22 protein-coding genes are annotated in these 24796 nt (G+C 71.2%); 15 read left to right on the forward strand and 7 right to left on the reverse strand.

What is annotated here, in order from left to right; all coding sequences use genetic code 11:
* The first annotated feature begins 74 nt into the window (after positions 1–74).
* Positions 75–1232: a D-alanine--D-alanine ligase family protein gene (locus tag ACZ39I_RS15835; RefSeq protein ID WP_467244967.1), complete on the forward strand. Its 1158-nt coding sequence runs from the start codon at positions 75–77 to the stop codon at positions 1230–1232.
* Between the two features lie 13 nt (positions 1233–1245).
* Here ACZ39I_RS15835 and ACZ39I_RS15840 read toward each other — a convergent pair whose 3' ends face one another.
* Both ACZ39I_RS15840 and ACZ39I_RS15845 read right to left on the reverse strand, forming a co-directional pair.
* Positions 1246–1728 carry a DUF3515 domain-containing protein gene (locus ACZ39I_RS15840; protein ID WP_467244968.1) on the reverse strand — a complete coding sequence of 161 codons (483 nt, stop codon included), beginning with the start codon at positions 1726–1728 and terminating at the stop codon, positions 1246–1248.
* 20 nt (positions 1729–1748) lie between these two features.
* A complete protein-coding gene (locus ACZ39I_RS15845; protein ID WP_003997603.1) occupies positions 1749–1982 on the reverse strand; it encodes an Lrp/AsnC family transcriptional regulator in 234 nt (77 codons plus the stop codon).
* Positions 1983–2188: 206 nt separating this feature from the next.
* On the opposite strand from ACZ39I_RS15845, the gene ACZ39I_RS15850 reads away from it, so the two are divergent.
* Both ACZ39I_RS15850 and thiD read left to right on the forward strand, forming a co-directional pair.
* On the forward strand, positions 2189–3157 hold the full coding sequence (locus ACZ39I_RS15850) for a thiamine-phosphate kinase (RefSeq protein ID WP_467244969.1): 969 nt from the start codon (positions 2189–2191) through the stop codon (positions 3155–3157).
* Positions 3154–3951 carry a bifunctional hydroxymethylpyrimidine kinase/phosphomethylpyrimidine kinase gene (gene thiD, locus ACZ39I_RS15855; RefSeq protein ID WP_467244970.1) on the forward strand — a complete coding sequence of 266 codons (798 nt, stop codon included), beginning with the start codon at positions 3154–3156 and terminating at the stop codon, positions 3949–3951. Before ACZ39I_RS15850 ends, thiD begins: the two co-directional genes overlap by 4 nt.
* Before the next feature lie 102 nt (positions 3952–4053).
* Here thiD and rpmB read toward each other — a convergent pair whose 3' ends face one another.
* The gene (rpmB, locus tag ACZ39I_RS15860) at positions 4054–4239 is read right to left on the reverse strand and encodes a 50S ribosomal protein L28 (protein WP_003993230.1); all 186 of its coding nucleotides are present in this window, start codon (positions 4237–4239) and stop codon (positions 4054–4056) included.
* A gap of 257 nt (positions 4240–4496) precedes the next feature.
* On the opposite strand from rpmB, the gene ACZ39I_RS15865 reads away from it, so the two are divergent.
* A complete protein-coding gene (locus tag ACZ39I_RS15865) occupies positions 4497–6182 on the forward strand; it encodes a DAK2 domain-containing protein (RefSeq protein ID WP_467244971.1) in 1686 nt (561 codons plus the stop codon).
* A gap of 13 nt (positions 6183–6195) precedes the next feature.
* On the opposite strand, the gene ACZ39I_RS15870 is transcribed toward ACZ39I_RS15865, so the two are convergent.
* Positions 6196–9180 (reverse strand): tetratricopeptide repeat protein, encoded by a 2985-nt coding sequence (locus tag ACZ39I_RS15870; protein ID WP_467244972.1) that lies wholly within the window; start codon positions 9178–9180, stop codon positions 6196–6198.
* Positions 9180–11015 carry an HSP90 family protein gene (locus ACZ39I_RS15875; RefSeq protein WP_467244973.1) on the reverse strand — a complete coding sequence of 612 codons (1836 nt, stop codon included), beginning with the start codon at positions 11013–11015 and terminating at the stop codon, positions 9180–9182. Before ACZ39I_RS15875 ends, ACZ39I_RS15870 begins: the two co-directional genes overlap by 1 nt.
* A gap of 166 nt (positions 11016–11181) precedes the next feature.
* Here ACZ39I_RS15875 and recG point away from each other — a divergent pair, with 166 nt between their 5' ends.
* From recG to mutM, 8 genes are all read left to right on the forward strand, one after another.
* Positions 11182–13398, forward strand: coding sequence for an ATP-dependent DNA helicase RecG (gene recG, locus ACZ39I_RS15880; protein WP_467244974.1), 2217 nt, complete (start codon positions 11182–11184; stop codon positions 13396–13398).
* 39 nt (positions 13399–13437) lie between these two features.
* Entirely contained in the window at positions 13438–14025 is a 588-nt protein-coding gene (rsmD, locus tag ACZ39I_RS15885; RefSeq protein ID WP_467244975.1) for a 16S rRNA (guanine(966)-N(2))-methyltransferase RsmD, read from the forward strand.
* Positions 14026–14051: 26 nt separating this feature from the next.
* On the forward strand, positions 14052–14531 hold the full coding sequence (gene coaD, locus ACZ39I_RS15890; protein WP_020138732.1) for a pantetheine-phosphate adenylyltransferase: 480 nt from the start codon (positions 14052–14054) through the stop codon (positions 14529–14531).
* A gap of 57 nt (positions 14532–14588) precedes the next feature.
* Positions 14589–15653 carry an ATP synthase F0 subunit B gene (locus ACZ39I_RS15895; RefSeq protein WP_467244976.1) on the forward strand — a complete coding sequence of 355 codons (1065 nt, stop codon included), beginning with the start codon at positions 14589–14591 and terminating at the stop codon, positions 15651–15653.
* 132 nt (positions 15654–15785) lie between these two features.
* Positions 15786–16442, forward strand: a complete 657-nt coding sequence (locus ACZ39I_RS15900) for a YceD family protein (RefSeq protein ID WP_467244977.1) — start codon at positions 15786–15788, stop codon at positions 16440–16442.
* A 2-nt stretch (positions 16443–16444) separates the two neighbouring features.
* Positions 16445–16618 carry a 50S ribosomal protein L32 gene (gene rpmF / locus ACZ39I_RS15905; protein WP_006139588.1) on the forward strand — a complete coding sequence of 58 codons (174 nt, stop codon included), beginning with the start codon at positions 16445–16447 and terminating at the stop codon, positions 16616–16618.
* 19 nt (positions 16619–16637) lie between these two features.
* On the forward strand, positions 16638–17474 hold the full coding sequence (gene rnc, locus ACZ39I_RS15910; protein WP_467245123.1) for a ribonuclease III: 837 nt from the start codon (positions 16638–16640) through the stop codon (positions 17472–17474).
* Between the two features lie 107 nt (positions 17475–17581).
* The gene (gene mutM / locus ACZ39I_RS15915) at positions 17582–18442 is read left to right on the forward strand and encodes a bifunctional DNA-formamidopyrimidine glycosylase/DNA-(apurinic or apyrimidinic site) lyase (protein WP_467244978.1); all 861 of its coding nucleotides are present in this window, start codon (positions 17582–17584) and stop codon (positions 18440–18442) included.
* Here mutM and ACZ39I_RS15920 read toward each other — a convergent pair.
* Both ACZ39I_RS15920 and ACZ39I_RS15925 read right to left on the reverse strand, forming a co-directional pair.
* Complete coding sequence (locus tag ACZ39I_RS15920) at positions 18415–18816, reverse strand: winged helix-turn-helix transcriptional regulator (protein ID WP_467244979.1); 402 nt, start codon at positions 18814–18816, stop codon at positions 18415–18417. The two genes, mutM and ACZ39I_RS15920, sit on opposite strands and share 28 nt — an antisense overlap.
* A gap of 73 nt (positions 18817–18889) precedes the next feature.
* Positions 18890–19975 carry a CAP domain-containing protein gene (locus ACZ39I_RS15925; protein WP_467244981.1) on the reverse strand — a complete coding sequence of 362 codons (1086 nt, stop codon included), beginning with the start codon at positions 19973–19975 and terminating at the stop codon, positions 18890–18892.
* A 172-nt stretch (positions 19976–20147) separates the two neighbouring features.
* On the opposite strand from ACZ39I_RS15925, the gene ACZ39I_RS15930 reads away from it, so the two are divergent.
* The 3 genes from ACZ39I_RS15930 (at position 20148) to smc (ending at position 24793) form a co-directional block, all read left to right on the forward strand.
* A complete protein-coding gene (locus tag ACZ39I_RS15930; RefSeq protein ID WP_467244983.1) occupies positions 20148–20429 on the forward strand; it encodes an acylphosphatase in 282 nt (93 codons plus the stop codon).
* A 382-nt stretch (positions 20430–20811) separates the two neighbouring features.
* Positions 20812–21015: a hypothetical protein gene (locus ACZ39I_RS15935; protein WP_016432419.1), complete on the forward strand. Its 204-nt coding sequence runs from the start codon at positions 20812–20814 to the stop codon at positions 21013–21015.
* Between the two features lie 223 nt (positions 21016–21238).
* Positions 21239–24793 carry a chromosome segregation protein SMC gene (gene smc, locus ACZ39I_RS15940; RefSeq protein ID WP_467244984.1) on the forward strand — a complete coding sequence of 1185 codons (3555 nt, stop codon included), beginning with the start codon at positions 21239–21241 and terminating at the stop codon, positions 24791–24793.
* Positions 24794–24796 lie beyond the last annotated feature (3 nt).

Here is a 24796-nt window from a genome sequence, read left to right on the forward strand (position 1 = left end):
GTCGTTTTTTGCCTCGTTCGCCGCAGGGGTGGGCGCTGTCTCAGGGCACTACCACCGGGTACTCTCAACGCGATATGAGCACCGAGAACCTCCCCCAGAGCCCTGAGCAGCCGCCTCGCAAGCCGCGCGTGGCCGTCGTGTTCGGCGGGCGCAGCTCCGAACACGGGATCTCCGTGGTCACCGCCGGCGCCGTCCTGCGGGCCATCGACCGGACCAGGTACGACGTCCTGCCGATCGGCATCACCCGGGACGGCCGCTGGGCGCTCACCGCGGACGAACCGGAACGCATGGCGATCACCGAGCGCCGTACGCCGAACGTCGAGGAGCTCGCCGAGTCGAGCGAGGGCGGTGTGGTGCTCCCGGTGGATCCCGCGAACCGCGAAGTCGTCTACAGCGAGCCCGGATCCGTGCCCAAGGCGCTCGGTGAGGTCGACGTCGTCTTCCCCGTCCTGCACGGCCCCTACGGCGAGGACGGCACCCTGCAGGGCCTCCTGGAGCTCTCCGGTGTCCCGTACGTCGGCTCGGGTGTGCTCGCCTCGGCCGTCGGCCAGGACAAGGAGTACATGAAGCGGGTGTTCACCTCCTTCGGGCTCAAGGTCGGCCCGTACGTGGTGATCCGGCCCCGCGAGTGGGAGCGGGACGAGTCCGCGGCCCGCAAGAAGATCGTCGACTTCGCGGGCGAGCACGGCTGGCCGCTGTTCGTGAAGCCCGCCCGCGCGGGATCGTCGATCGGCATCACCAAGGTCGACGACCTGTCCGGCCTCGACGAGGCGATCGCCGAGGCGCAGAGCCACGACCCGAAGATCCTGGTCGAGGCGGCGCTGCGGGGCCGCGAGATCGAGTGCGGCGTCCTGGAGTTCGAGGACGGCCCGCGCGCGTCGGTCCCCGCCGAGATCCCCCCGCCGCAGGAGCACGCGTACTACGACTTCGAGGCGAAGTACATCGACTCGACCCCGGGGATCGTGCCGGCGCCGCTCACGCCCGAGGAGAAGGCCGAGGTGCAGAAGCTCGCGGTCGACGCCTTCGACGCGGCCTCCTGCGAGGGCCTGGTCCGCGCGGACTTCTTCCTCACCGAGGACGGCGAGTTCGTGATCAACGAGATCAACACGCTCCCCGGCTTCACGCCGATCTCGATGTACCCGCAGATGTGGGAGAAGAGCGGGATCGGCTACCCCGAGCTGGTGGACCGGCTGATCCAGGCGGCACTTCGCAGGCGGACGGGGCTCCGGTAGCGGGCGCGGGCGGCTAGTCGGCGATCCCTTCGGGGATCGCCTTCTTTATGCCGGGCGCCAGGTCCACCAGCGGCGCCATGCCGTCCGCGGTGCGGTCCTCGGGGATCGTCACCTCGACGTACGCCTTGCGCAGGGTCGTGGTGAACCGGAACGACCCGTCGTCCTGCTTCTCCAGCAGCCAGCCCACGTTGTCGACCTCGACCCCGTCGGCCTCCGGATCGTCCATCTTCGAGGGCCGCCGGACACCGCACCGCAGTATGATCGCCGGGTCACCCCAGCCCGCGGTCAGCGTGGACGCGGGCTCGGGATCTTGACGGTCCTGGTCGTCGACCTTGGACGGCAGTACCCGGTCCAGTTCTCGGCACAGCTTCGCAACGCCCGCCCCCGGCGAGGGAACCGCCGCCGACGCGCTGTCGTCTGCGGAGGAGCAGCCCGCGACGGTGATCAGCAGGGCGAGCGCGGACAGGCCGAGTGGCCGGTGACGGAAAAAGTTCACCGGCCAAGGGTAGACGGGGGCTACAGATGGACGACCGGGCAGGTCAGGGTACGCGTGATGCCGTCCACCTGCTGGACCTTGGCGACCACCATCCGGCCCAGGTCGTCCACGGTGTCGGCCTGTGCGCGGACGATCACGTCATACGGTCCTGTCACGTCCTCGGCCTGGATGACTCCAGGAATCTTGCTGATCGTCTCGGCGACGGTCGACGCCTTGCCGACCTCTGTCTGGATCAGGATGTACGCCTGTACCACGGAACCTCCAGGGCGGCCACGAGGATCATGTGGGGAAAAGGAACGCCACGGTATCGCGTCGCCGCTCGTCGCGGGGAGACCCGCGGGGACGCGGACACCCGTGCCGGGGTGCGGACAGGACAGAAGTTCACGGTCCCCTCGACCGTATCGAGGACACTGATGACGCGCGACCGGGCACGGCACGGCACAGAAGGGGCGTAAGGGCAATGAAGGGCACTGTTGGTGAGCTCGGCGAGTTCGGGCTCATCAGGGAGCTCACCTCCCGTCTCACCACCACCCCGGCGGTCCGGGTGGGTCCCGGCGACGACGCCGCGGTGGTCGCCGCGCCCGACCGCAGGGTCGTGGCGAGCACCGACATCCTTCTGGAGGGCCGGCACTTCCGCCGCGACTGGTCCACGGCCTACGACGTGGGGCGCAAGGCGGCCGCGCAGAACCTCGCGGACATCGCCGCCATGGGCGCCGTGCCGACCGCCCTGCTGCTGGGCCTGGTCGTGCCCGCCGAACTCCCCGTCACCTGGCCCTCGGAGCTCATGGACGGCCTGCGCGACGAGTGCCAGGTCGCGGGCGCGTCGGTGGTCGGCGGGGACGTCGTACGAGGGGACACGATCATGGTCTCCATCACCGCCCTCGGTGATCTGCGGGGTCAGGAGCCGGTGACCCGGGGCGGCGCCCAGCCCGGCGACCTCGTGGCGGTCACCGGCTGGCTGGGCTGGTCGGCCGCCGGGTACGCGGTGCTCGCCCGCGGCTTCCGCTCACCGCGGGCCTTCGTCGAGGCGCACCGGCGCCCCGAGCCGCCGTACCACGCGGGGCCGGCCGCCGCCGCGCTCGGCGCTACCGCGATGTGCGACGTGAGCGACGGGCTGATCGCCGACCTCGGGCACATCGCGGAGGCCAGCAAGGTCCGTATCGACGTCCGCTCCGGTGCGATCGACATCCCGACCCAGATGCACGACATCGGGCAGGCCGTCGGTGTCGACCCCCTTCAGTGGGTGCTGACCGGGGGAGAGGACCACGCGATCGTGGCGACCTTCCCGCAGGACGTGAAACTGCCCGCCCGCTGGAAGGTCATCGGCGAGGTCCTCAACCCCTCGGCGCTGCCCCAGGTGACGGTCGACGGGGCGCCCTGGACCAGCAAGGGCGGCTGGGACCACTTCGGCGGGGACATCGAGTCGTGAAGCCCCTGGTGCTCACGGTGGCGGGCTCCGACTCCGGCGGGGGCGCCGGGATCCAGGCCGACCTGAAGACCATGCTCGCGCTCGGCGTGCACGGCATGAGTGTCGTCACGGCCGTCACCGCGCAGAACTCCCTCGGCGTACAGGGCGCCTGGGAGCTGCCCGTCGAGGCGGTGCGGGCCCAGTACCGCAGTGTCGTGGACGACATCGGCGTCCAGGCCGTCAAGACCGGGATGCTCGCCTCGGCCGAACTCGTCGAGGCGGTGGCCGAGTTGATCGGCGCCACCGACGCCCCGGCGGTGATCGACCCGGTCGGTGTCTCCAAGCACGGCGACTCGCTGCTGGCCTCGTCCGCCCTGGAATCCGTCCGGCGACGGCTGCTCCCGGTGGCCACGGTCGCCACCCCGAACCTCGACGAGGTGACCCAGCTCACCGGCGTACGGGTCGAGTCGGAGTCCCACCTGCGGGACGCCGCCGACGCCGTCCTGTCGTACGGGCCGAAGTGGGTGCTCATCAAGGGCGGCCATCTGACCGGCGACGCCGTCGACCTGCTCACCGACGGCTCCGCGGAGCACTGGCTGCGCGCGCCCCGCCACGACAACCGGCACACCCACGGCACCGGCTGCACCCTCGCCTCCGCGATCGCCTCGCAGCTCGCGAAGGGACAGTCCGTGCCGGAGGCGGTGACGGCCGCCAAGGAGTACGTCACCGGCGCGATCGCCGCCGGGTTCGCGCTCGGCGGCGGGATCGGTCCCGTGGATCATGGATGGCGGTTCCGTCAGCAGGCGGGCGCGTAGTACACGGACACCTGGTACACGGGCACGGCAAAAAGCCGGTCCACCTCTCGGTGGACCGGCTCAGTGCAGCGAACCAGCAGTGGCCGCGCGCTTAGCTGTGCGTCAGCGCGAGACCTTGCCGGCCTTGATGCACGAGGTGCAAGCGTTCACGCGCTTCGGCGTCCCGCCGACCACGGTACGGACGCGCTGGATGTTCGGGTTCCAGCGACGGGACGTACGGCGGTGCGAGTGCGAGATGTTGTTGCCGAAGCCCGGCCCCTTGCCGCAGACGTCGCAGTTGGCAGCCACGGGTCACTCCAAAGACTTCAGATGCACTTACGGTCGGATCCCGGCAAGCCGGGATCGAAGATCGTAGGATCAGGGATCTGAGTGGCACTGCCAGGGGGAATGGCCCGATCAGATCGGGCAACCGGAGCAGCATACAACGACTGCGCCAGTAGAACGAAACTACCATGGCTGACCAGGCACTCACTCCCGGCCCTCTTCCGGTGGACACCCATCCGGGGTCTACGCTGCGTCCAGTCCAGCAGCCCGAGGAGGCGCAGGTGGCATACGTGCCGCAGACATTCTTCGATGCTCTCGCGGTGCGCACCTGGTGCGGTCTGGCGCTGCGGGCGCTGGGCCGGGCGCGCGAGGAGATCGACGCGATCAACGTCTACCCGGTCGCCGACGGGGACACCGGCACCAACCTGTATCTGACGGCCGAGTCGGCGGTCGCGGCCGTGGAGGCCGTCTTCGAGGCCCACGACGCCCATGGCCAGGGAAAACCGGCACTCGCCGATGCCGCGCGCGCGATGGCGCACGGAGCCCTCATAGGCGCCCGCGGCAACTCGGGCACGATCCTCGCCCAGCTGCTGCGCGGCATGGCCCAGGTGCTCGCCGGCGACGGTGGGACGACTCACACGGACGGCGCGGGACTCGGGCTCGCCCTGCGGTACGCCGCCGACTCCGCCCGCCAGGCCGTGGCCCATCCGGTCGAGGGCACGGTCCTCACCGTCGCCTCGGCCGCCGCCGAAGCGGCCGGGGCGGCGGAGGGCGACTGCGGGACGGTCGCCCGGGCCGCCTACGAAGGGGCGCGCGCCGCGCTCGCTGCGACACCCGGCCAGCTGGCCGTCCTGGAGCGGGCCGGAGTGGTGGACGCCGGCGGGCGCGGGCTGGTGGCGGTGCTCGGGGCGCTGGTGGAGACGTTCACGGGGGAGGCGCCCAGGGCGGTGCCGGCGGCGAGCGGGGCGCCCCGGGAAGTCCCTGCGGGTTCCCCGGCCTCCCCCGCTTCCCCCGAGGAGTGCGCCGACGCCCCGGCCGCCGCAGGCCCCGCCTTCGAGGTGATCTACCTCCTGGAGGCCGACGACACCGCCGTCGCGCGGCTGCGGTCGCGGCTCGACGCGCTCGGGGACTCCCTCGTGGTGGTCGGCGGCGACGGACTGTGGAACGTCCATGTGCACGTCGACGACGCCGGCGCCGCCGTGGAGGCGGGTGTCGAGGCCGGGCGGCCGTACCGGATCCGCATCACGCACTTCGGCCTCGGTGACGTGCACACCACCGGCGCCGAACGGCAGCCCCGCGAGCGCGCCCAGCGTGCCGTCGTCGCCGTGGTGCCCGGTGCGGGCCTGGCCGGGCTCTACGCCGAGGCCGGCGCGACCACCGTGCTCGCCCGCCCCGGGGAGCCGCCCGCGAGCGGAGAGCTCGTGGAGGCCGTACGGCGGGCCCACGCGCGCGAGGTGGTGCTGCTGCCCAACGACGCCGACCTGCGCCACACCGCGGCCGCCGCGGCCGAGCAGGCCCGCACGGAGGGCATCCGGGTCGCGCTGATCCCGACCCGGTCCGCGGTCCAGGGCATCGCGGCGCTCGCCGTGCACGAACCGGAGCGCCGGTTCGACGAGGACGTCGTCCAGATGACCTCGGCGGCCGGCGCGACCCGCTACGCCGAGGTCACCGTCGCCGAACGCCAGTCCTGGACCATGGCCGGCATCTGCCAGGCCGGTGACGTCCTCGGGCTCATCGACGGAGACGTGGCGGTGATCGGCTCGGACGTCAGCGTCACCGCCGAGGCCGTCCTGGACCGCATGCTCTCGGCCGGCGGCGAGCTGGTCACCCTCGTCCTCGGCGACGAGGCCCCCGAGAGCGTCGCCGACCACTTGGAGACGCGCGTACGGGAGTCGTACCTCGCCGTGGACACCGTGGTGTACCGGGGCGGACGGCAGGGGGCCCTGCTGCTCATCGGGGTCGAGTAGAACCCCAGGGCGATCAGCTGTCCTGCCTCTCCTGTCCCTCCTGCCTTTCCTGTCCCTCCATGAGCTCCAGCATCTGTTCCGCCTCGGCCCGCCGCGCCTGTGCCGTCCCGTCGGCCCCGTCCGCGTCGCCATAGGAGTCGCCGTCGGAGTCGCCGTAGGAGTCGAGCACCGCACGCGCGCGTGCCGCCGCCTCCGCGGGTCGGCTCAGGTCGATCGCCAGCCAGCCGGCCGCGAGTTCGGCACCGGTCCGGGCGTCCAGGGCGTCGTCCCCGAGCGAGGCGAACACGACCACCGCCTCCACCACCTGCTCCAGCGCCTCCTCCAGCACCGCCCGGATCGAGTCGTCCCCGGCGTCCTCCGGCACGGAACGGGCGATGAGGTCCCCGAACTGTCGGCGTGTGTGCCCGAGTTCGCCGACCAGCCGCTGCCGCGCCTCCTCGTCGGCCCCCGTGTCACCCAGCGCGGCCTCGCACTCCCGGACCGCGTCCGCCATCAACTCCCGGGCCGCCTCCGCCCCGTCCTCCGCGCGCAGCGCGAGCCAGGCGCGGGCCCACAGGGAGCGGACGAGGCCGTGCACGTTGCCCAGCTCACGCCACAGAGCGCCCGCGCGCGCGTACGCCCGGTCGGCCTCGGCGGGCAGCCCCGCGGCCCCGAGCGACTCGGCGGCGAGGTGGGCGAGGGTGGCATGGTCGTGCTGCTCGGGCCATTGCCGGGCGATCTCGGCGGCCTGCAGGCGCCGTTCGGCCGCCTCCCGGTGTTCGCCCAGCTCGCTCAGACAGTCGCCGAGCCACCACTGCGTCTGGACGACAGCTCCCTCGCCGTGCTGGTCCGCGCTCAGGTCGGGCAGCGCCGACTCCAGCACCTCGGCTGCCTCGGCCCACCGGCCGAGACGCAGCAGGAAGCCACCCAGCTGGTGCCGGGCCAGCGCACCCAGCGTCGGTCCTTCCCCGGCCTCGTCGGCCCAGTGAGCGGCCTCCAAGGCATGCTCGGCGGCCTCCTCGGCCAGGCCCCGGCCGCCGACGACCTCGGCGAGCTGGAGATGCAGCTGGGCCCGTCCGACCGCCTCCAGGTGCGGCCCGCCGTGCTCCAGGGCCGCCCGCAGCGCCTGTTCCGTCCCGGCCGGATCGCCCAGGTGGTGCAGGAGCCCGGCCAGCCTGGCCTCGTACTCCACCGCGAACCACGGCAGTCCCGCCTCCACGAACGCGGCCGCGGCCCACGCGAACAGCTCCGCCGCCCCCTGCACGTCCCCGGTCCGCGCGGCCAGCTCCGCCAGCATCGCCTGCGCCTCGGCGACCCGTGCGGCGAGCCGCACATCGTCCCCGGTCCGCCCCTCGACGAGGGCGAGCACCTCCCGTACGGCCGACTCGGCGTCGCTCAGGAACGCCTCGTCGTCGCCCTCGTGCACCCGTCGCATCAGGATCCGCGCCCGGGACATCAGCACCGACGCCGTCTGCCGTACACCGGTGCCGTCCACGGAGTAGAGCGCGAGGACCTCGTCGTACGGCCCGGCGATCGCGGCGAGCGCCTCGTCCACGTCGCCCGCCAGCGCGCGCACGTACGCGGCACGCGCGTGTGCGGCCAGCGACTCGCCCGGGTCGCCCGCCTCCGCGTACAACTCGGCGGCCCGCTCGAACAGTTGGAGACCCTCCGGGCCCAAATCCATCGCCTCGTGGTCGGCGATCTCCGCCCGGTCCCGCGGGTCCAGCTCGATGCCCTCGGCGGCCCGCGCGACCGCCGCCCACGCCTCCACGGCGTTCGGCTGGAGGGTGTCCGACAGTCGCCGGGCCTCGGCGACCAGCGCGGCCGGATCGGGCTCTCGGGCGGTCGCGGGGGCGGGCGGCGCCACCGCGGGAGCGGCGACCGTCCGGACCGCCCGCACGCCCAGCGGCAGCCGTTCCACCAGCGGCCGCTGCGCCATACGCGCGCGTGCCCGCTCGCTGACGCGGGCCGTGCCGTTGCGCTCGTCGAAGCGGGCGGCCAGCACGAGGGCCTCCGCGCGCGCGTGGGCGGCGAGCTCGGCCGCGGTCCAGGACCGGCCCGCGGGCCCCGGCACCGGCCGGTCGGCCGGACCGAGCTCGACGAGACGGTCCATGAGCAGCGCCACCACGGCCATGAAGTCCAGCCTGCTGCGGGGATGGCCGTCGTCCGTGAAGTACGCGGGACGCTCCGCGAGCAGTTCCAGGGCCCGTGCCTCGTTGCCGCTGAGTGCGCAGAACTCGACGTGGTCGGCGTAGGCGCTGCGCATGCTCTCCATGGACCGCACGAGCCGGAAGCCCCGCAGGTGGTTGGCGCGCGCCTCGTCGAGGCGGCCCAGGCGCAGCAACGGCGTGAGGGAGGACGCGAGGGCCGCGTGCGGCTCGTGCGCGCATGTGAACTCGCCCTCCAGGACCGGCGCCCACAGGTCGAGCGCCTCCTCGTCCCGCCCGCGCTGTACCTGCCACCAGCCCTGCTCGTGCAGCTCGCAGGCGTGGCAGTCGGCCATGCTGTCCCGGTCGGCGGCCAGCCACGCGGCGTACGCGCGCCCGGCCCGCTCCAGATCCCCGACGTGCGCGGCCACGCTGTACTCGGCGCTGCGCACGGCCCGTTCGGAGTGCCCGGCCAGCCGGTAGCGGTGCTCCATCTCGCCGAGCCACTTCTCGACGGCGGCGAGCGGGATGTGCGGCTGGTCGAGCATGCCGGCCGTCATCCACTTGAAGACCCAGTGCAGCGAGTGCGTCTCGTACTCGTCGAAGTTCTCGGGGTGCTCGTCCCACATGCGCAGCAGCCGCGCGAAGGGGACGAACATCTTGGCCTTCTCGGAGCTGTAGTTGTAGACCTTCAGCTGGTGCCCGAGCGCCTCGACGACCGCGAGCGGGATGTTCAGCTTCTCCGCCTCGGCGAGCAGCTGTTCCGCGCGCGCGTTGCGGGCGGGCCCCTCCGGTTCCTCGGCGTTCTCCGCCATCGCCTGGCGCAGTGCGTCGAAGGCTGTGACCCCGTCGATCCCGTCGACCCCGCTCATCAGCGGCCCTCCTCGCCGTTCGTGACCCACTCCAGCAGGCCCATGAAGGCCCGGTTCAGCAGTGCCGAGTCCGCGGGCCGCAGCGGCCGCTGGGCCATCAGCAGCGCCTGCCCGTACAGGGACTCGGTGGCGGTGCCGATCAGCTCCGGATCGCCCAGCGAACCGATCCGCCGTACCAGCGGGTTGAGATGGTTCAGCACGAGACGCGCGCGTGGGGCGCTGCCGCGCAGCGAGCCGAGGATGCCCGCCCACAGGTCGTCGGCCCCCTCCTCGGCCTCCGCCCGTGCCTGTTCGTGCCGGGCGTCCCGGTCGTCCAGGTGCAGCGCGGGCACGGACAGCGGCCGGAAGGCACGCAGGACCACGTCACAGCCCAGCGGGTCCAGCCTGGCCCGCGCGGCCGCCAGGAAGCCGGACAGCGCCAGCTCCTCGGCCGGATCGACGAGGTCCATGTGGGCGGTGACGGTGTCCGCGTCCAGCTCCGCGACGACCGTGCCCGGCCGCACCGAGGGCAGCGCCTCGACCAGGTCGCTGTCGTACGTGTAACCGCCGTTGACCACGCCGACGCCCTGGGCGGAGGCGATCGGCGCGACCTGCCGGTACTCCTCGACGGTCCGCGTGAAGTGCACCACCGCGTGCCGCTGCGCGAACTCCTCCAGCGACAGCCGCCCGTCGGTCGTCTCGAACGGCAGCCACGGCAGCATCGTGCGCAGCATGTCCGGGTCGTGCCGCGCGAGCGACTTCACACCCAGGTGGTGCACGGACAGGAAGGCCGCGAGCCGCTCCGGATCCCCGGCGGCGAGGCCGGTCAGCCAGGACCGGATCCGCTCCCCGAGCGCCTCCCGTACGGCGGCCAGCGTCTCGTCCTCGTACAGCGACTCGCGCGAGGCCGTGGGCCGCAGGCTGTCGGTGTCCAGGACGCAGCGCACGAAGAACGCCCAGTCCGGCAGCAGCTGTTCGGCCCGTTCGGTCAGCAGCATGCCCTTGAGATGGACACGGTGAGTCGCCCGCTGGGCGGGACTGACGGCCGAGGGAAGGACGTAGGCCACGCCCCGGATCCCGGCCAGCGGCACGTTCAGCTCGATCGAGTCCAGTGGGGTGAAGCCGAACAGCTCGTGACAGTGCCGGGCCAGGGCCACCCTGCGGGTGGCGGGGGAGGGGTAGGGCCGGTCCCAGGGCGCGGGCAGATCGGTGACCGCCTCGTCGCCGACCCGGACGTCGTACGGCAGCAGCGAGCCGAAGTCCCGGGCGAGCCGCAGGACCCGCTCGGGCGTGAGCCACTCGCCGGCACCCGCCCGCGCGACCAGGTGCACGGTGGTGCCCGGCTCGGGACGGGCGTCGTGGGGCAGCGTCCGCACCCGGTACGAACCGTCGTCGCTCGCCGTCCACTCCACGGGCGGCGCGTCCGGCGTACGGGCGCTGCGGCTGACCACCCGGATCCGCTCGGCCACCACGAAACAGGCGAGCAGACCGATGCCGAACTGCCCGAGGAACTCGGAGCGCACCTCCTGGAGGCCCTCGGCCCGCTTGGAGCTGCGTCCGATGGTGGCCAGCAGGTCGTGCACGTCCGCCTCGGTGAGCCCGATCCCGGAGTCCTCGACCCGCAGGGTGCCGTTCTCGGCGTACAACCGCACCCGGGCCGGGGCGTCCGGCTGTTCGGACCGCCGGGCCGTGATCGCGTCCACCGCGTTCTGGAGCAGCTCGCGCAGATAGACCTTGGGGCTGGAGTAGAGGTGATGGGACAGGAGGTCCACCAGACCGCGCAGGTCGACCTGGAACGTATGAGGTTGCTGAGGTACCTGGGGTGTCTGTGATGACTGTGAGGTCTGGGAATCCATCGTCGCAGCGCCGGCGGGGGGAACGTGCACGCGGCGCGGGGTCGGGCGGTCCCGGGTGGGGCGGGGGTCCGCGGATGGCCGGAGCGCGCCATCCTAAGTCCCCAACCAGCCGTCTGACCAGGGGTTTCCCAGTATGTATACGGCAATGTCAGTGGTGTGGTGTGCAATGGATCTCGTGCCCGCGCTGGAAGAACCACTGAAGAAGGTGCTCGGCCCCGCCACCGCGAAGGTGATGGCCGAGCATCTCGGCCTGCACTCCGTCGGCGACCTCCTGCACCACTACCCGCGCCGCTACGAGGAGCGCGGGCAGCTGACCCACCTCGCCGACCTGCCCATGGACGAGCACGTCACCGTGGTCGCCCAGGTCGCCGACGCCCGGCTGCACACCTTCGCCTCGGCCAAGGCGCCGCGCGGCAAGGGGCAGCGACTGGAGGTCACCATCACGGACGGCAGCGGCCGCCTCCAACTGGTCTTCTTCGGCAACGGCGTCCACAAGCCCCACAAGGAACTTCTGCCGGGCACCCGCGCACTGTTCGCCGGCAAGGTCTCCCTGTTCAACCGCCGCCTCCAACTGGCCCATCCGGCCTACGAGTTGCTGCGCGGAGCCGATGACGAGGCGGCGGAGACGGTGGAGAGCTGGGCGGGCGCCCTGATCCCCCTCTACCCCGCCACCGCCAAACTGGAGTCCTGGAAGATCGGCAAGGCGGTCCAGACGGTCCTGCCGAGCGCCCAGGAGGCGGTGGACCCCCTCCCGGAGTCCCTCCGCGAGGGCCGCGGCCTGATCCCCCTGCCCGAGGCCCTCCTCAAGATCCACCGTCCGCACACCAAGGCCGACATCGCCGACGCGCACGCCCGTCTCAAGTGGGACGAGGCCTTCGTCCTCCAGGTCGCCCTCGCCCGCCGCCGGCACGCGGACGCCCAACTCCCCGCGGTGCCGAGGAAACCGGCTCCGGAGGGCCTCCTCACGGCCTTCGACGACCGCCTCCCCTTCACCCTCACGGAAGGCCAGCAGAAGGTCTCGAAGGAGATCTTCGACGACCTGGCCACGGACCATCCGATGCACCGGCTGCTGCAGGGCGAGGTCGGATCGGGAAAGACTCTGGTGGCCCTGCGCGCCATGCTCGCCGTCGTCGACGCGGGCGGACAGGCCGCCATGCTGGCCCCCACCGAGGTGCTCGCCCAGCAGCACCACCGCTCGGTCGTGGAGATGATGGGCGAGCTCGCCGAGGGCGGCATGCTGGGCGGCTCCGAGCAGGGCACCAAGATCGTGCTGCTCACCGGTTCGATGGGCACGGCCGCGCGCCGACAGGCGATGCTGGATTTGGTCACCGGTGAGGCCGGGATCGTGATCGGCACCCACGCGCTGATCGAGGACAAGGTGCAGTTCCACGACCTGGGCCTGGTCGTGGTGGACGAACAGCACCGGTTCGGTGTCGAACAGCGCGACGCCCTGCGGGGCAAGGGAAAGCAGCCGCCCCACCTCCTCGTCATGACGGCCACCCCCATCCCGCGCACGGTCGCCATGACGGTCTTCGGCGACCTGGAGACCTCCGTCCTGGACCAGCTCCCGGCCGGCCGCTCCCCGATCGCCAGCCATGTGGTGCCGGCCGCGGACAAGCCCCACTTCCTCACCCGCGCCTGGGAACGCGTCCGCGAGGAGGTGGAGAACGGCCACCAGGCCTACGTCGTCTGCCCCCGCATCGGCGACGAGGAGGACGACCCCAAGAAGTCCGCCAAGCAGAAGTCCCCCGAGGACGAGGCAGACAAGCGCCCGCCGCTCGCCGTCCTGGACATCGCCGACCAGCTCGCCAAGGGCCCCCTGAGCGGCCTGCGCGTCGAGGTGCTGCACGGCCGGATGCACCCCGACGACAAGGACGCGGTCATGCGCCGCTTCGCCGCCGGCGAGACCCACGTCCTGGTCGCCACCACGGTCATCGAGGTCGGCGTCAACGTCCCCAACGCCACGGCGATGGTCATCATGGACGCCGACCGCTTCGGCGTCTCCCAGCTCCACCAGCTGCGCGGCCGGGTGGGCCGGGGTTCGGCGCCCGGGCTGTGCCTGCTGGTCTCGGAGATGCCCGAGGCGAGCCCGGCCCGTCAGCGGCTGAACGCGGTCGCATCGACGCTGGACGGCTTCGAGCTGTCCCGCATCGACCTGGAACAGCGCCGCGAGGGCGATGTCCTGGGCCAGGCCCAGTCCGGCGCCCGGACCTCGCTGCGGGTCCTCGCCGTGATCGAGGACGAGGAGATCATCGCGGAGGCGAGGCAGGAGGCGACGGCGGTGGTGGAGGCGGACCCGGACCTGGCGAGCCTTCCCGGCCTGCGCACGGCCCTGGAGGCGCTTGTGGACGAGGAGAGGGAGCAGTACCTGGAAAAGGGCTGAGAAACTGGATCCGTAACCACCCACGAACAAGGACCGAAGATGACGCGCGTGATCGCGGGCAGAGCCGGCGGACGCCGCCTGGCCGTCCCGCCGGGCAACGGAACCCGGCCCACCTCCGACCGGGCGCGCGAAGGTCTCTTCTCCACCTGGCAGTCCCTCCTCGGCGGCCCCCTGGCAGGTGAACGGGTCCTGGACCTCTACGCCGGATCGGGCGCGGTCGGTTTGGAAGCCCTCTCCCGCGGTGCGAGCCACACCCTCCTGGTCGAGGCCGACGCGAGAGCCGCCCGCACCATCCGCGAGAACGTCAAAAACCTCGGCCTGCCCGGCGCCGAGGTCCGCGCGGGCAAGGCCGAACAAATCATCCAGCAAGGGGCGCCGGCACAGCCGTACGACCTCGTCTTCCTGGACCCGCCGTACCGAGTCACGGATCACGATCTTCGCGAGATTCTGCTCACACTCCGCACGGAACACTGGCTCGCACCGGAGGCCCTCGTCACCGTGGAGCGCAGCACCAGAGGCGGAGAGTTCCACTGGCCGCCCGGATTCGACGCGGTCAAGGCCCGTCGCTACGGCGAGGGAACGTTTTGGTACGGTCGCGCCGCCTCTACGTGCGAAGACGCACGATGACCGGACCGGAGAGCGAGGGATCTCAAGTGCGCCGCGCCGTTTGTCCCGGGTCGTTCGACCCGATCACCAACGGACACCTCGACATCATCTCCCGCGCCTCCAGACTGTACGACGAGGTCTACGTCGCGGTGATGATCAACAAGTCCAAGAAGGGCCTGTTCGAGATCGACGAACGGATCGACCTGATCCGCGAGGTCACCGCCGAGTACGGCAACGTGATCGTCGAGGCCTTCCACGGCCTGCTCGTCGACTACTGCAAGGAGCGCGACATCCCGGCCATCGTCAAGGGCCTGCGCGCGGTCAGCGACTTCGACTACGAGCTCCAGATGGCCCAGATGAACAACGGCCTGAGCGGTGTCGAGACCCTTTTCGTGCCGACCAACCCCACCTACAGCTTCCTGTCCTCCTCGCTCGTCAAGGAGGTCGCGACCTGGGGCGGAGACGTCTCCCACCTGGTCCCCCCGAGGGTCCTGGAAGCCCTGAACGAACGCCTCCGCAAGGGCTGATGGGACTACAGTCGTCCCGTCCGTCTCCAATACGGCTGTAGAGAGTGGCGAGCACAGGTGGACGTGCAGAAGAAGCTCGACGAGATCGTGTCCACGGTCTCCGGCGCCCGGTCGATGCCCATGTCGGCCTCGGTGATCGTCAACCGCGCCGAACTGCTCGCGATGCTCGAAGAGCTGCGCCAGGCCCTGCCGGGCTCCCTCGCGCAGGCCCAGGAGCTGATCGGCGACCGTGACCAGATGGTCGAGCAGGCCCGCCAGGAGGCCGAGCGCATCATCTCCACGGCCCACGCCGAGCGCGGCTCCCTGATCTCCGACACCGAGATCGCCCGCCGCTCCCAGGCGGAGGCCGACCGGATCCTCGACGAGGCCCGGCAGGAGGCCGAGGAGGTCCGCGCGGAGGCCGACGACTACGTCGACTCCAAGCTCGCCAACTTCGAGGTCGTCCTCACCAAGACCCTCGGCTCGGTCGGCCGCGGCCGCGAGAAGCTCCTCGGTACCGGCCCGGGTCTCGACGAGCACGGCTACGAGGACGAGGACGCCCCCGAGCGCAGCCACGACCCCGAGACGCTGCGCAAGGACGCCGACTCCTACGTCGACGCCAAGCTCGGCGCCTTCGAGGCGGTCCTCGCCAAGACCCTGGAGGCCGTCGGCCGCGGCCGCCAGAAGCTGCACGGCCGTATCGCCACCGACGACCTCGGCGCCCTCGCCGACAACACCGCCACCGTCCAGCACTCCAGCGACGCCGACTACCTGGCCGACCTCACCGCCCTCGCCGAGCAGGACAACCGGGCCGCGGCCCAGGCGGCCCAGGCCGAGCAGCCGGAGTACGCCCAGCAGCCGGCGTACGGCTACCAGCAGCAGAGCGACGCCTACGCCGGCTACCAGCAGCAGCCCGATCCCTACGCCCAGCAGGACCAGTACGGCTACCAGCAGGCCGACCCCTACGCCTACCAGGGGTACGACCAGCAGCAGTACGACCAGAACCAGGCCCAGCAGGCCCAGCAGGCCCACCAGCCGCAGCAGGCCCAGCAGAACTACGCCCTCGACGAGATCAGCCTCTTCGACACCGGCATGATCACGCCGGAGCAGTTGAGGGCGTACGAACAGGGTCGCGGTCAGTAGGAGACCACCGGATTGGGCCGTGAGCGAAAGGTCCAGTATCCTGGCTCTTCGGTCGCGTGTACGTCCGCGATCACCGCTGCCCGGGAACACCGAAGGGCGGCATCCCCCCAAGTTCCAAGATCGAAAGCAGGAATGGCCCTGAACGCCCGCCTCGACCACCGCAACCCTCTCGTGTTCGACACACACGAGCTGGGCCGGCGTCCTGGCGCGCTGCAGCGCCTGACCCGTGAGATCGACGCTCCCAAGGACCTCGGTATCCAGGGAGTGATCGGAGTGCCGGAAGGCGCCCCGGTCGAGCTCGAACTCCGCCTGGAGTCGGTCATGGAAGGGGTGCTTGTCACAGGCACCGCCCGTGCACAGGCCAAGGGGGAGTGCGTAAGGTGTCTGGAGCCGCTCGAGCTGGCGCTCGAAGCGGACTTCCAGGAGATGTTCTCGTACCCTGACGCCGACGACCGGGGCCGCGTGAAAGCGGCGGAACCGGCCGACGACGCCGAGAAAGACGAGGACAGGCTCTTCATCGAGGACGGCCTGTTCGACCTCGAACCCGTGCTGCGTGATGCGGTGGTGCTCGCACTGCCGATGCAGCCGGTGTGCCAGGACGACTGCCTGGGCCTGTGCTCCGAATGCGGAGAGCGGCTCACGGACGACCCGGACCACCACCATGACGCCGTCGACATCCGTTGGGCGGCACTGCAGGGACTCGCCGGTTCACTCGAAGACGGCGAGAAGGACGAGATGAGTGGCGAAGCGCCTCGATCGGCGCCCGCCAACGAGAAGCAGGAGAAGTAGCCGTGGCTGTTCCGAAGCGGAAGATGTCGCGCAGCAACACGCGCCACCGCCGGTCGCAGTGGAAGGCTGCGGTCCCCACCCTGGTTGCGTGCGAGCGCTGCCACGAGCCCAAGCTGCAGCACATCGCGTGCCCCGCTTGCGGCACCTACAACAAGCGCCAGGTCCTCGAGGTCTGAGCGGCTGGTGAGAGGCACTGTGTCCACGCCGAAGAAGAACGCGGGCGACAACCAGGCCTCGTCCCACACGCTGTTGGAAGGGCGGCTCGGGTACAAGCTCGAGTCCGCCCTTCTGGTGCGTGCGCTGACCCACCGTTCGTACGCGTACGAGAACGGCGGTCTGCCGACCAATGAGCGTCTGGAGTTCCTCGGGGACTCCGTACTCGGCCTCGTGGTCACGGACACGCTGTACACGACCCACCCCGACCTGCCCGAAGGCCAACTGGCCAAGTTGCGGGCCGCGGTGGTCAACTCACGTGCACTGGCGGAGGTCGGCCGCGGGCTCGACCTGGGTTCCTTCATCCGGCTCGGCCGTGGTGAAGAGGGCACAGGCGGCCGGGACAAGGCGTCCATCCTCGCCGACACCCTGGAAGCGGTGATCGGCGCGGTCTATCTCGACCAGGGTCTCGATGCGGCGAGCGAGCTCGTCCATCGGCTTTTCGACCCACTGATCGAGAAGTCCTCCAACCTCGGTGCCGGCCTGGACTGGAAGACCAGTCTCCAGGAGCTCACCGCGACCGAAGGGCTCGGCGTGCCCGAGTACCTGGTCACGGAGACCGGCCCCGACCACGAGAAGACCTTCACTGCTGCCGCCCGCGTCGGAGGCGTCTCGTACGGCACCGGCACCGGCCGCAGCAAGAAGGAGGCGGAGCAGCAGGCCGCGGAGTCCGCCTGGAGGTCCATCCGGGCCGCAGCGGACGAGCGCGCCAAGGCGGCGGCCGAGAAGGCCGTTGAGATCATCGAGGCCGTCGAGGCCGTTGAGATCATCGAAGCCGCCGAGGACGACGACGAGGGTCCGTCGTCCGTCTCCGCCTGACGCCTGGAAGCACCAGCGCGTCCGGAAGAACAGCGCAGCCGAGCGCCTGCCCCCGAACACCGGGGCGGGCGCTCGGCTCATACACCGGTCTGTGACGGGGGAGCCCCATGCCCGAGTTGCCCGAGGTCGAGGTCGTACGGCGAGGCCTCGAGCGGTGGGTCGCCCACCGTACGGTCGCCGAGGCCGAGGTGCTGCACCCGCGCGCGGTCCGCCGTCACCTCGCCGGTGCCGACGACTTCGCGCACCGCCTCAAGGGCCACCGCGTCGGCACCCCGAGCCGCCGCGGGAAGTACCTCTGGCTGCCCCTGGAGGACACCGGCCAGTCGGTCCTGGCCCACCTCGGGATGAGCGGCCAGCTGCTGGTCCAGCCGCATGCCGCGCCCGACGAGAAGCACCTGAGGATCCGGGTGAGGTTCGCCGACGAGGTGGACACCGAACTCCGCTTCGTCGACCAACGCACCTTCGGCGGACTGTCGTTGCACGACAACACCCCCGACGGCCTGCCCGACGTCATCGCGCACATCGCGCGCGACCCCCTCGACCCGCTCTTCGACGACGACGCCTTCCACCAGGCCCTGCGCCGCAAGCGCAGCACCATCAAACGGGCCCTGCTGGACCAGTCGTTGATCAGCGGAGTCGGCAACATCTATGCGGACGAGGCGCTGTGGCGCTCCCGCATCCACTACGAGCGCCCCACCGGCACCTTCACGCGCCCCCGCACCGCGGAACTCCTGGGCCACGTCCGGGACGTGATGAACGCGGCCCTCTCGGTCGGCGGCACCAGCTTCGACAGCCTGTACGTCAACGTCAACGGCGAGTCCGGGTACTTCGACCGCTCCCTCGACGCGTACGGCCGTGAGGGGCTGCCGTGCAAGCGGTGCGGTACGCCGATGCGCCGGCGGCCCTGGATGAACCGGTCCAGCTACTTCTGCCCGAGGTGTCAGCGGGCGCCGCGCGTCACGTCGTAGCGCTCACGGGCGGCCAGGACATCGTCCATGCGGCCCTCGACGAAGTGGATGAGGCCCAGCAGGCGCTCGGCCAGCTCGTGGCCCAGCGGGGTCAGCTCGTAGTCGACGCGGGGCGGGTTGGTGGGCTGGGCCTCGCGGTGGACCAGGCCGTCGCGCTCCAGTGCCTGGAGCGTCTGGGAGAGCATCTTCTCGCTCACGCCGTCGACCCGGCGGCGCAGCTCGTTGAAGCGCAGCGAGCCCTCGTACAGGGCGCCGAGGGTGAGGGCGCCCCAGCGGCCCGTCACATGCTCCAGGGTGCCGCGTGAGGGGCATGCCTTGGCGAACACGTCGTACGCGAGGTCCCGCGCCTCCGTGAGCTGCTGCGTGGTGTCCATATCACGAGCGTACTGGAAGAGAGCACTAACCGACAGGTCGCACTAACGAAAAGTTAGTGCGACCGGCTGGTCTCTAGTACCCGAAGTCCTGGGTCCACCAGGGGCCACCCGCACCGAACTGCACGCCCACGCCCAGCGTCTTGAAGTCGCAGTTCAGGATGTTGGCCTTGTGGCCGGGGCTGTTCATCCAGGCTTCCATGACCGAGGCCGCGTCGGCCTGGCCGCGGGCGATGTTCTCGCCGCCGAGGCTGGTGATCCCGGCCTTCGCCGCGCGGTCCCACGGGGTGGCGCCGCTCGGGTCGGTGTGGTCGAAGAAGCCCTGGTCGGCCATGGCCTTGCTGAAGGTCTCGGCGAGCTGGGTCAGCGCGCTGTTCGCGGCGACCGGGCTGCACCCGACCTTCGCCCGCTCGACGTTGACGAGCCTGAGCACCTCGGCCTCGGCGGCGGCCTCCGTGGAGACCTCCACCGGAGCCGCGGTCTCCTTCTTCGCCGGCTCCCGCTCCTTCTGCGAAGGGGGCGTCTTCGGCTTCTTGCTCGGCGTGGCCGCCGGCTTCTTCGTCGGCTTCTCGGTGGGCTTCTCGGTCGGCGCGGCCGTCGAGGTCGAGGGGGCCGGCGAGGGCGAGGAGGCGCGCTCGGCGTCCCGGCTCGTCGACGAGCCGTCCTCGCGGCTGTCGGCGCTGCCGGAGGTGCCGCCCTGCTCGGCGGGGGAGTTGGTCGGCGAGCCCGCCGCCTGCACATCCCCGCCGGTGGTGCTGCCGCCGCCGATCTTGTAGTTGTCCAGGCCCGGCACCACGCCCGCGGCGACCGCGACCGTGCCGATCGCGACGGCGGCCGAGACCCCGAGCAGACCGGTCTTGACCGGCGTCACGAGGTTCTTCTTGCGGCGGCGGTGCGAGCCGCTGCGACGCGGACCGTCGGCGGGCGTGTAGCCCTCGCCCCGGTACAGCGCGTACTCCTCCTCCGACGCGAACAGGTAGGCGTCACTGCGCGCGTAGGGGTCGGCCTCCTCGCGGCCCGGGTAGGTGGCGGTGCCCACCGAGGCGAAGTTGTACGAGTCCTGCGGGTCGTAGCCGCTCCCGAAGGAGGTGTGTGCCGGTGTGACCCCCGTGGCGCGGCCCGTGGCGGCGCGGCCGGCGGCGGAGCGTCGGTGGCGTCCCATGTCCTTGCCTTCCTCGTCTGTTCTTGCGGTCGACGCGTCCCCCCGGTCAACCAAAGTCACAAAACCCACACGATCGAGTGAGTTTCGTATGAGATTCATTGGCAGCGGACAGTACCGCATGGCGCCAGTTGAAGGAGTGTCGAGAGGGACATTGGCCGGTTAGGTTGCACTCATGAGCGAGGATGTACGACTGGTCGCCTGGGTGCGCGGACGCGTCCAAGGTGTGGGTTTCCGCTGGTTCACGCGGGCCAAGGCCCTGGAGATCGGCGGCCTGAGTGGTTTTGCTCTCAATCTGGACGACGGACGCGTCCAGGTGGTCGCGGAGGGCCCGCGGAAGGGCTGCCAAAAACTCCTTGAATGGCTCCTGGGTGACGACACGCCCGGCCGCGTCGACGGCGTCACCGAGATGTGGGACACACCCCGCGGGGGTTACGACGGCTTCGCCATCCGTTGAGCGGTTTCTGTAAAACGGCCCAGGCGGCGGCGGAGGGGCATGCCGCCGGCACCTGCCGGAAGCAGAAAGGCGCTGGTGGTTGCCAAGAAGGCCGGGCCGTGGCAGGCTCCGCAGCTACGAATGATCGTCACGCCCCCGGGGTCCCGAGGGAGCCGTAGCGCCGCCGTTTCCAGGCAGCGCCGGAGCGGGTTGCCACCAATACGGGGCGTGATCGTGTTGACCGTCAAACTTTTTGGTGAGACGCTGAAAGCACCCCGCGCACCTTAGCTGTTTGGCATGGAACAACCGCAGCACGAACTCAAAAGTGTCAAGCACCGCGGGTGCGAATCCCTCACGACCCACACCGCATCGGTCGGTCACTCAGTGTGGAGGACCATCCATCATGGCAAAGGCGCTTCTCGGTTACGTCGGCGGCTCGGACCCTCGACTCCTCGCCGAGATGCGACGGCTCCAGCAGCGCGTCCAGGACCTGGAATCCGAGCTCGTACGGATCCAGGCGGAGAATGACGCGCTCGCGGCTGCCGCTTCTCACGACAGGATCATGGAGAGCATCGACGCACACCAGGCGGAGCCTGCGCTCACCTGATCGCTGCATCGCTCCACGACAGCTCACGCAGTGGTCCGGTCAGCCCGTATCAACCGCTAAGTTGTCAGAGTTTGCAAGGGACGCTTCGGCGTCCCTTCTTTCTTGCCCCCGTGCACCCTTTCACTCTCTTAACGTTTGGTGTGCCCTTCACGTTCAACGGTGAAACCGCGGGCAACAGCGCGTTCATGGAGTGAGACACCCCCGGAAGGTAGAGTCCAGCGCCGTGCACCTCAAGGCCCTGACCCTCCGAGGGTTCAAGTCGTTCGCGTCGGCGACCACGCTCCGGTTCGAGCCGGGGATCACGTGCGTGGTCGGTCCGAACGGCTCGGGCAAGTCCAATGTGGTGGACGCCCTCAGCTGGGTCATGGGCGAGCAGGGCGCCAAGTCGCTGCGCGGCGGCAAGATGGAGGACGTCATCTTCGCCGGCACCACCGGGCGCCCGCCGCTGGGCCGTGCCGAGGTGTCCCTGACCATCGACAACTCTGACGGTGCCCTGCCCATCGAGTACGCCGAGGTCACCATCACGCGGATCATGTTCCGCAACGGCGGCAGCGAGTACCAGATCAACGGCGACACCTGCCGTCTGCTGGACATCCAGGAACTCCTGTCCGACTCCGGCATCGGCCGCGAGATGCACGTGATCGTCGGCCAGGGCCAGCTCGACTCCGTCCTGCACGCGGATCCCACGGGCCGCCGCGCCTTCATCGAGGAGGCCGCGGGCGTCCTCAAGCACCGCAAGCGCAAGGAGAAGGCGCTGCGCAAGCTGGACGCGATGCAGGCAAACCTCGCGCGCGTGCAGGACCTCACCGACGAACTCCGGCGCCAGCTCAAGCCGCTCGGCAGGCAGGCCGCGGTCGCCCGCCGGGCCGCCGTCATCCAGGCCGACCTGCGGGACGCCCGCCTCCGGCTGCTCGCCGACGATCTCGTACGACTGCGGCAGGCGCTCCAGGCCGAGGTCGCGGACGAGGCCGCGCTGAAGGAGCGCAAGGATGCCGCCGAGCTGGAACTGAAGAAGGCCCTCCAGCGCGAGGCCCTTCTGGAGGACGAGGTACGGCAGCTCACGCCCCGGCTCCAGCGCGCCCAGCAGACCTGGTACGAGCTCTCCCAGCTCGCCGAACGGGTGCGCGGCACGATCTCACTGGCCGACGCGCGCGTGAAGAGCGCGACCTCGGCGCCGCCCGAGGAACGGCGTGGCCGTGACCCCGAGGACATGGAACGCGAGGCCGCCCGTATCCGCGAGCAGGAGGCCGAGCTGGAGGCTGCCCTGGAAGCGGCCGAGCACGCCCTGGAGGACACGGTCGCGCACCGCGCCGACCTGGAGCGCGAGCTCGCCCACGAGGAACGGCGTCTGAAGGACGTGGCCCGGGCCATCGCCGACCGCCGCGAAGGCCTCGCCCGGCTCGGCGGGCAGGTCAACGCGGCCCGTTCCCGCGCCGCCTCCGCCCAGGCCGAGATCGACCGACTCGCCGCCGCCCGGGACGAGGCCCGGGAGCGGGCCGTGGCCGCGCAGGAGGAGTACGAGGCGCTGAAGGCCGAGGTCGAGGGCCTGGACGCGGGCGACGCGGAACTGGCGGAACAGCACGAGGCGGCGAAGCAGCGGCTGGCGGAGGCGGAGGCCGCACTGACGGCTGCCCGCGAGGCGGTCACGGCGGCGGAACGCAGACGGGCGGCTACACAGGCCAGGCATGAGGCCTTGGCGATGGGGTTGAGGAGGAAGGACGGGACAGGGGCGCTGCTGGGCGCGAAAGACCGTCTGACCGGCTTGCTGGGCCCGGCGGCCGAGCTCCTGACGGTGGCCCCGGGCCACGAGGTCGCCCTGGCGGCGGCGTTCGGCGTGGCGGCGGACGCGCTGGCGGTCACGTCGCCGGCGGCCGCGGCGGAGGCGATCCGCCTGCTGCGCAAGCAGGACGGCGGCCGAGCATCGCTCCTCTTGGCGGGCGGCCCCGAGGACGTGCCCTCAAGGGACGCGGACGCCACAGGACAACTCGCTGCAGATCTCGTCCGCGGACCGTCCGACCTCATGCCGGCGGTCCGTCGCCTCCTCCACGGCATCGTCGTCGTGGGCACCCTCGAAGACGCCGAGGACCTCGTCTACGCCAGCCCCCACCTCACCGCCGTCACCGCCGAAGGCGACCTCCTCGGCGCCCACTTCGCGCACGGCGGCTCCGCAGGTGCCCCCAGCCTCCTCGAAGTGCAGGCATCCGTCGACCAGGCCGCCGCCGAGCTCGAAGAGCTGGCCGTGCAGTGCGAGGAACTCGCCGAGGCCCAGCACGCGGCGGTGGAGCAGCGCAAGGAGTGCACGGCCCGAGTGGAGGAGCTCGGGGAGCGCCGCCGCGCCGCCGACCGGGAGAAGTCGGCCGTGGCCCAGCAACTGGGCCGGCTGTCCGGCCAGGCCAGGGGCGCCGCCGGTGAGGCGGAACGCTCCACTGCGGCGGCCGCCCGGGCGCAGGACGCGCTGGAGAAGGCACTCGAAGAGGTCGAGGAGCTCGCCGAACGCCTAGCCGTGGCCGAGGAGATGCCGGTCGAGGAGGAACCCGACACCTCCGTACGGGACCGTCTCGCCGCCGACGGCGCCAACGCCCGCCAGACCGAGATGGAGGCACGCCTCCAGGTCCGTACCCACGAGGAGCGGGTCAAGGGGCTCGCCGGACGGGCCGACTCCCTGGACCGGGCCGCCCGCGCGGAACGGGACGCACGCGCGCGTGCCGAACAGCGGCGGGCCCGGCTGCGGCACGAGGCCGCCGTGGCCGAGGCCGTCGCCTCCGGCGCGCGGCAACTGCTCGCGCACGTCGAGGTGTCCCTGGCACGCGCGGACGCGGAGCGGACCGCCGCCGAGGCCGCCAAGGCGCTCAGGGAACGGGAGTTGACCGCCGCGCGCAACACCGGCCGCGATCTCAAGGCCGAGCTCGACAAACTGACCGACTCCGTCCACCGGGGCGAGGTACTCGGCGCCGAGAAGCGGATGCGGATCGAGCAGCTGGAGACCAAGGCGCTGGAGGAACTGGGTGTCGAGCCGGCGGGGCTCATCGACGAGTACGGCCCCCATCAGCTCGTACCGCCCTCCCCGCCGGCCGAGGGCGAGGAACTGCCCGAGGATCCGGAGCATCCGCGCAACCAGCCGAAGCAGTTCCACCGGGCCGAGCAGGAGAAGCGGCTCAGGGCGGCCGAGCGGGCGTACCAGCAGCTCGGCAAGGTCAATCCGCTGGCGCTGGAGGAGTTCGCGGCGCTGGAGGAGCGGCACAAATTCCTCAGCGAGCAGCTGGAGGACCTGAAGAAGACCCGCGCCGACCTGCTGCAGGTGGTGAAGGAGGTCGACGAGCGCGTCGAGCAGGTCTTCACCGAGGCCTACCGGGACACCGCCCGTCAGTTCGAGGGCGTCTTCAGCCGGCTCTTCCCGGGCGGCGAGGGGCGGCTGATCCTGACCGACCCCGACAACATGCTCACCACCGGCGTGGACGTCGAGGCGCGGCCGCCGGGCAAGAAGGTCAAGCGGCTCAGCCTGCTCTCCGGTGGCGAGCGTTCCCTCACGGCCGTGGCGTTGCTGGTGTCGATCTTCAAGGCGCGGCCCAGCCCGTTCTACGTCATGGACGAGGTCGAGGCAGCCCTCGACGACACCAACCTCCAGCGGCTGATCCGCATCATGCAGGAGCTGCAGGAGGCCTCGCAGCTCATCGTGATCACACACCAGAAGCGGACGATGGAGGTCGCCGACGCGCTGTACGGCGTCTCCATGCAGGGCGACGGCGTGTCGAAGGTCATCAGCCAGCGGCTGCGCTAGCCC

The organism is Streptomyces sp. NPDC024687 (assembly GCF_055559055.1).

What these genes read in the sequence shown, in the direction of transcription:
- ACZ39I_RS15835 (WP_467244967.1), top strand. Translation starts at nt 75, where the DNA reads ATGAGCACCGAGAACCTCCCCCAGAGCCCTGAGCAGCCGCCTCGCAAG.
- ACZ39I_RS15850 (WP_467244969.1), top strand. Translation starts at nt 2,189, where the DNA reads ATGAAGGGCACTGTTGGTGAGCTCGGCGAGTTCGGGCTCATCAGGGAG.
- ACZ39I_RS15870 (WP_467244972.1), bottom strand. Translation starts at nt 9,180, where the DNA reads ATGAGCGGGGTCGACGGGATCGACGGGGTCACAGCCTTCGACGCACTG.
- ACZ39I_RS15875 (WP_467244973.1), bottom strand. Translation starts at nt 11,015, where the DNA reads ATGGATTCCCAGACCTCACAGTCATCACAGACACCCCAGGTACCTCAG.
- recG (WP_467244974.1), top strand. Translation starts at nt 11,182, where the DNA reads ATGGATCTCGTGCCCGCGCTGGAAGAACCACTGAAGAAGGTGCTCGGC.
- rsmD (WP_467244975.1), top strand. Translation starts at nt 13,438, where the DNA reads ATGACGCGCGTGATCGCGGGCAGAGCCGGCGGACGCCGCCTGGCCGTC.
- ACZ39I_RS15900 (WP_467244977.1), top strand. Translation starts at nt 15,786, where the DNA reads ATGGCCCTGAACGCCCGCCTCGACCACCGCAACCCTCTCGTGTTCGAC.
- mutM (WP_467244978.1), top strand. Translation starts at nt 17,582, where the DNA reads ATGCCCGAGTTGCCCGAGGTCGAGGTCGTACGGCGAGGCCTCGAGCGG.
- ACZ39I_RS15920 (WP_467244979.1), bottom strand. Translation starts at nt 18,816, where the DNA reads ATGGACACCACGCAGCAGCTCACGGAGGCGCGGGACCTCGCGTACGAC.
- ACZ39I_RS15925 (WP_467244981.1), bottom strand. Translation starts at nt 19,975, where the DNA reads ATGGGACGCCACCGACGCTCCGCCGCCGGCCGCGCCGCCACGGGCCGC.
- ACZ39I_RS15930 (WP_467244983.1), top strand. Translation starts at nt 20,148, where the DNA reads ATGAGCGAGGATGTACGACTGGTCGCCTGGGTGCGCGGACGCGTCCAA.
- ACZ39I_RS15935 (WP_016432419.1), top strand. Translation starts at nt 20,812, where the DNA reads ATGGCAAAGGCGCTTCTCGGTTACGTCGGCGGCTCGGACCCTCGACTC.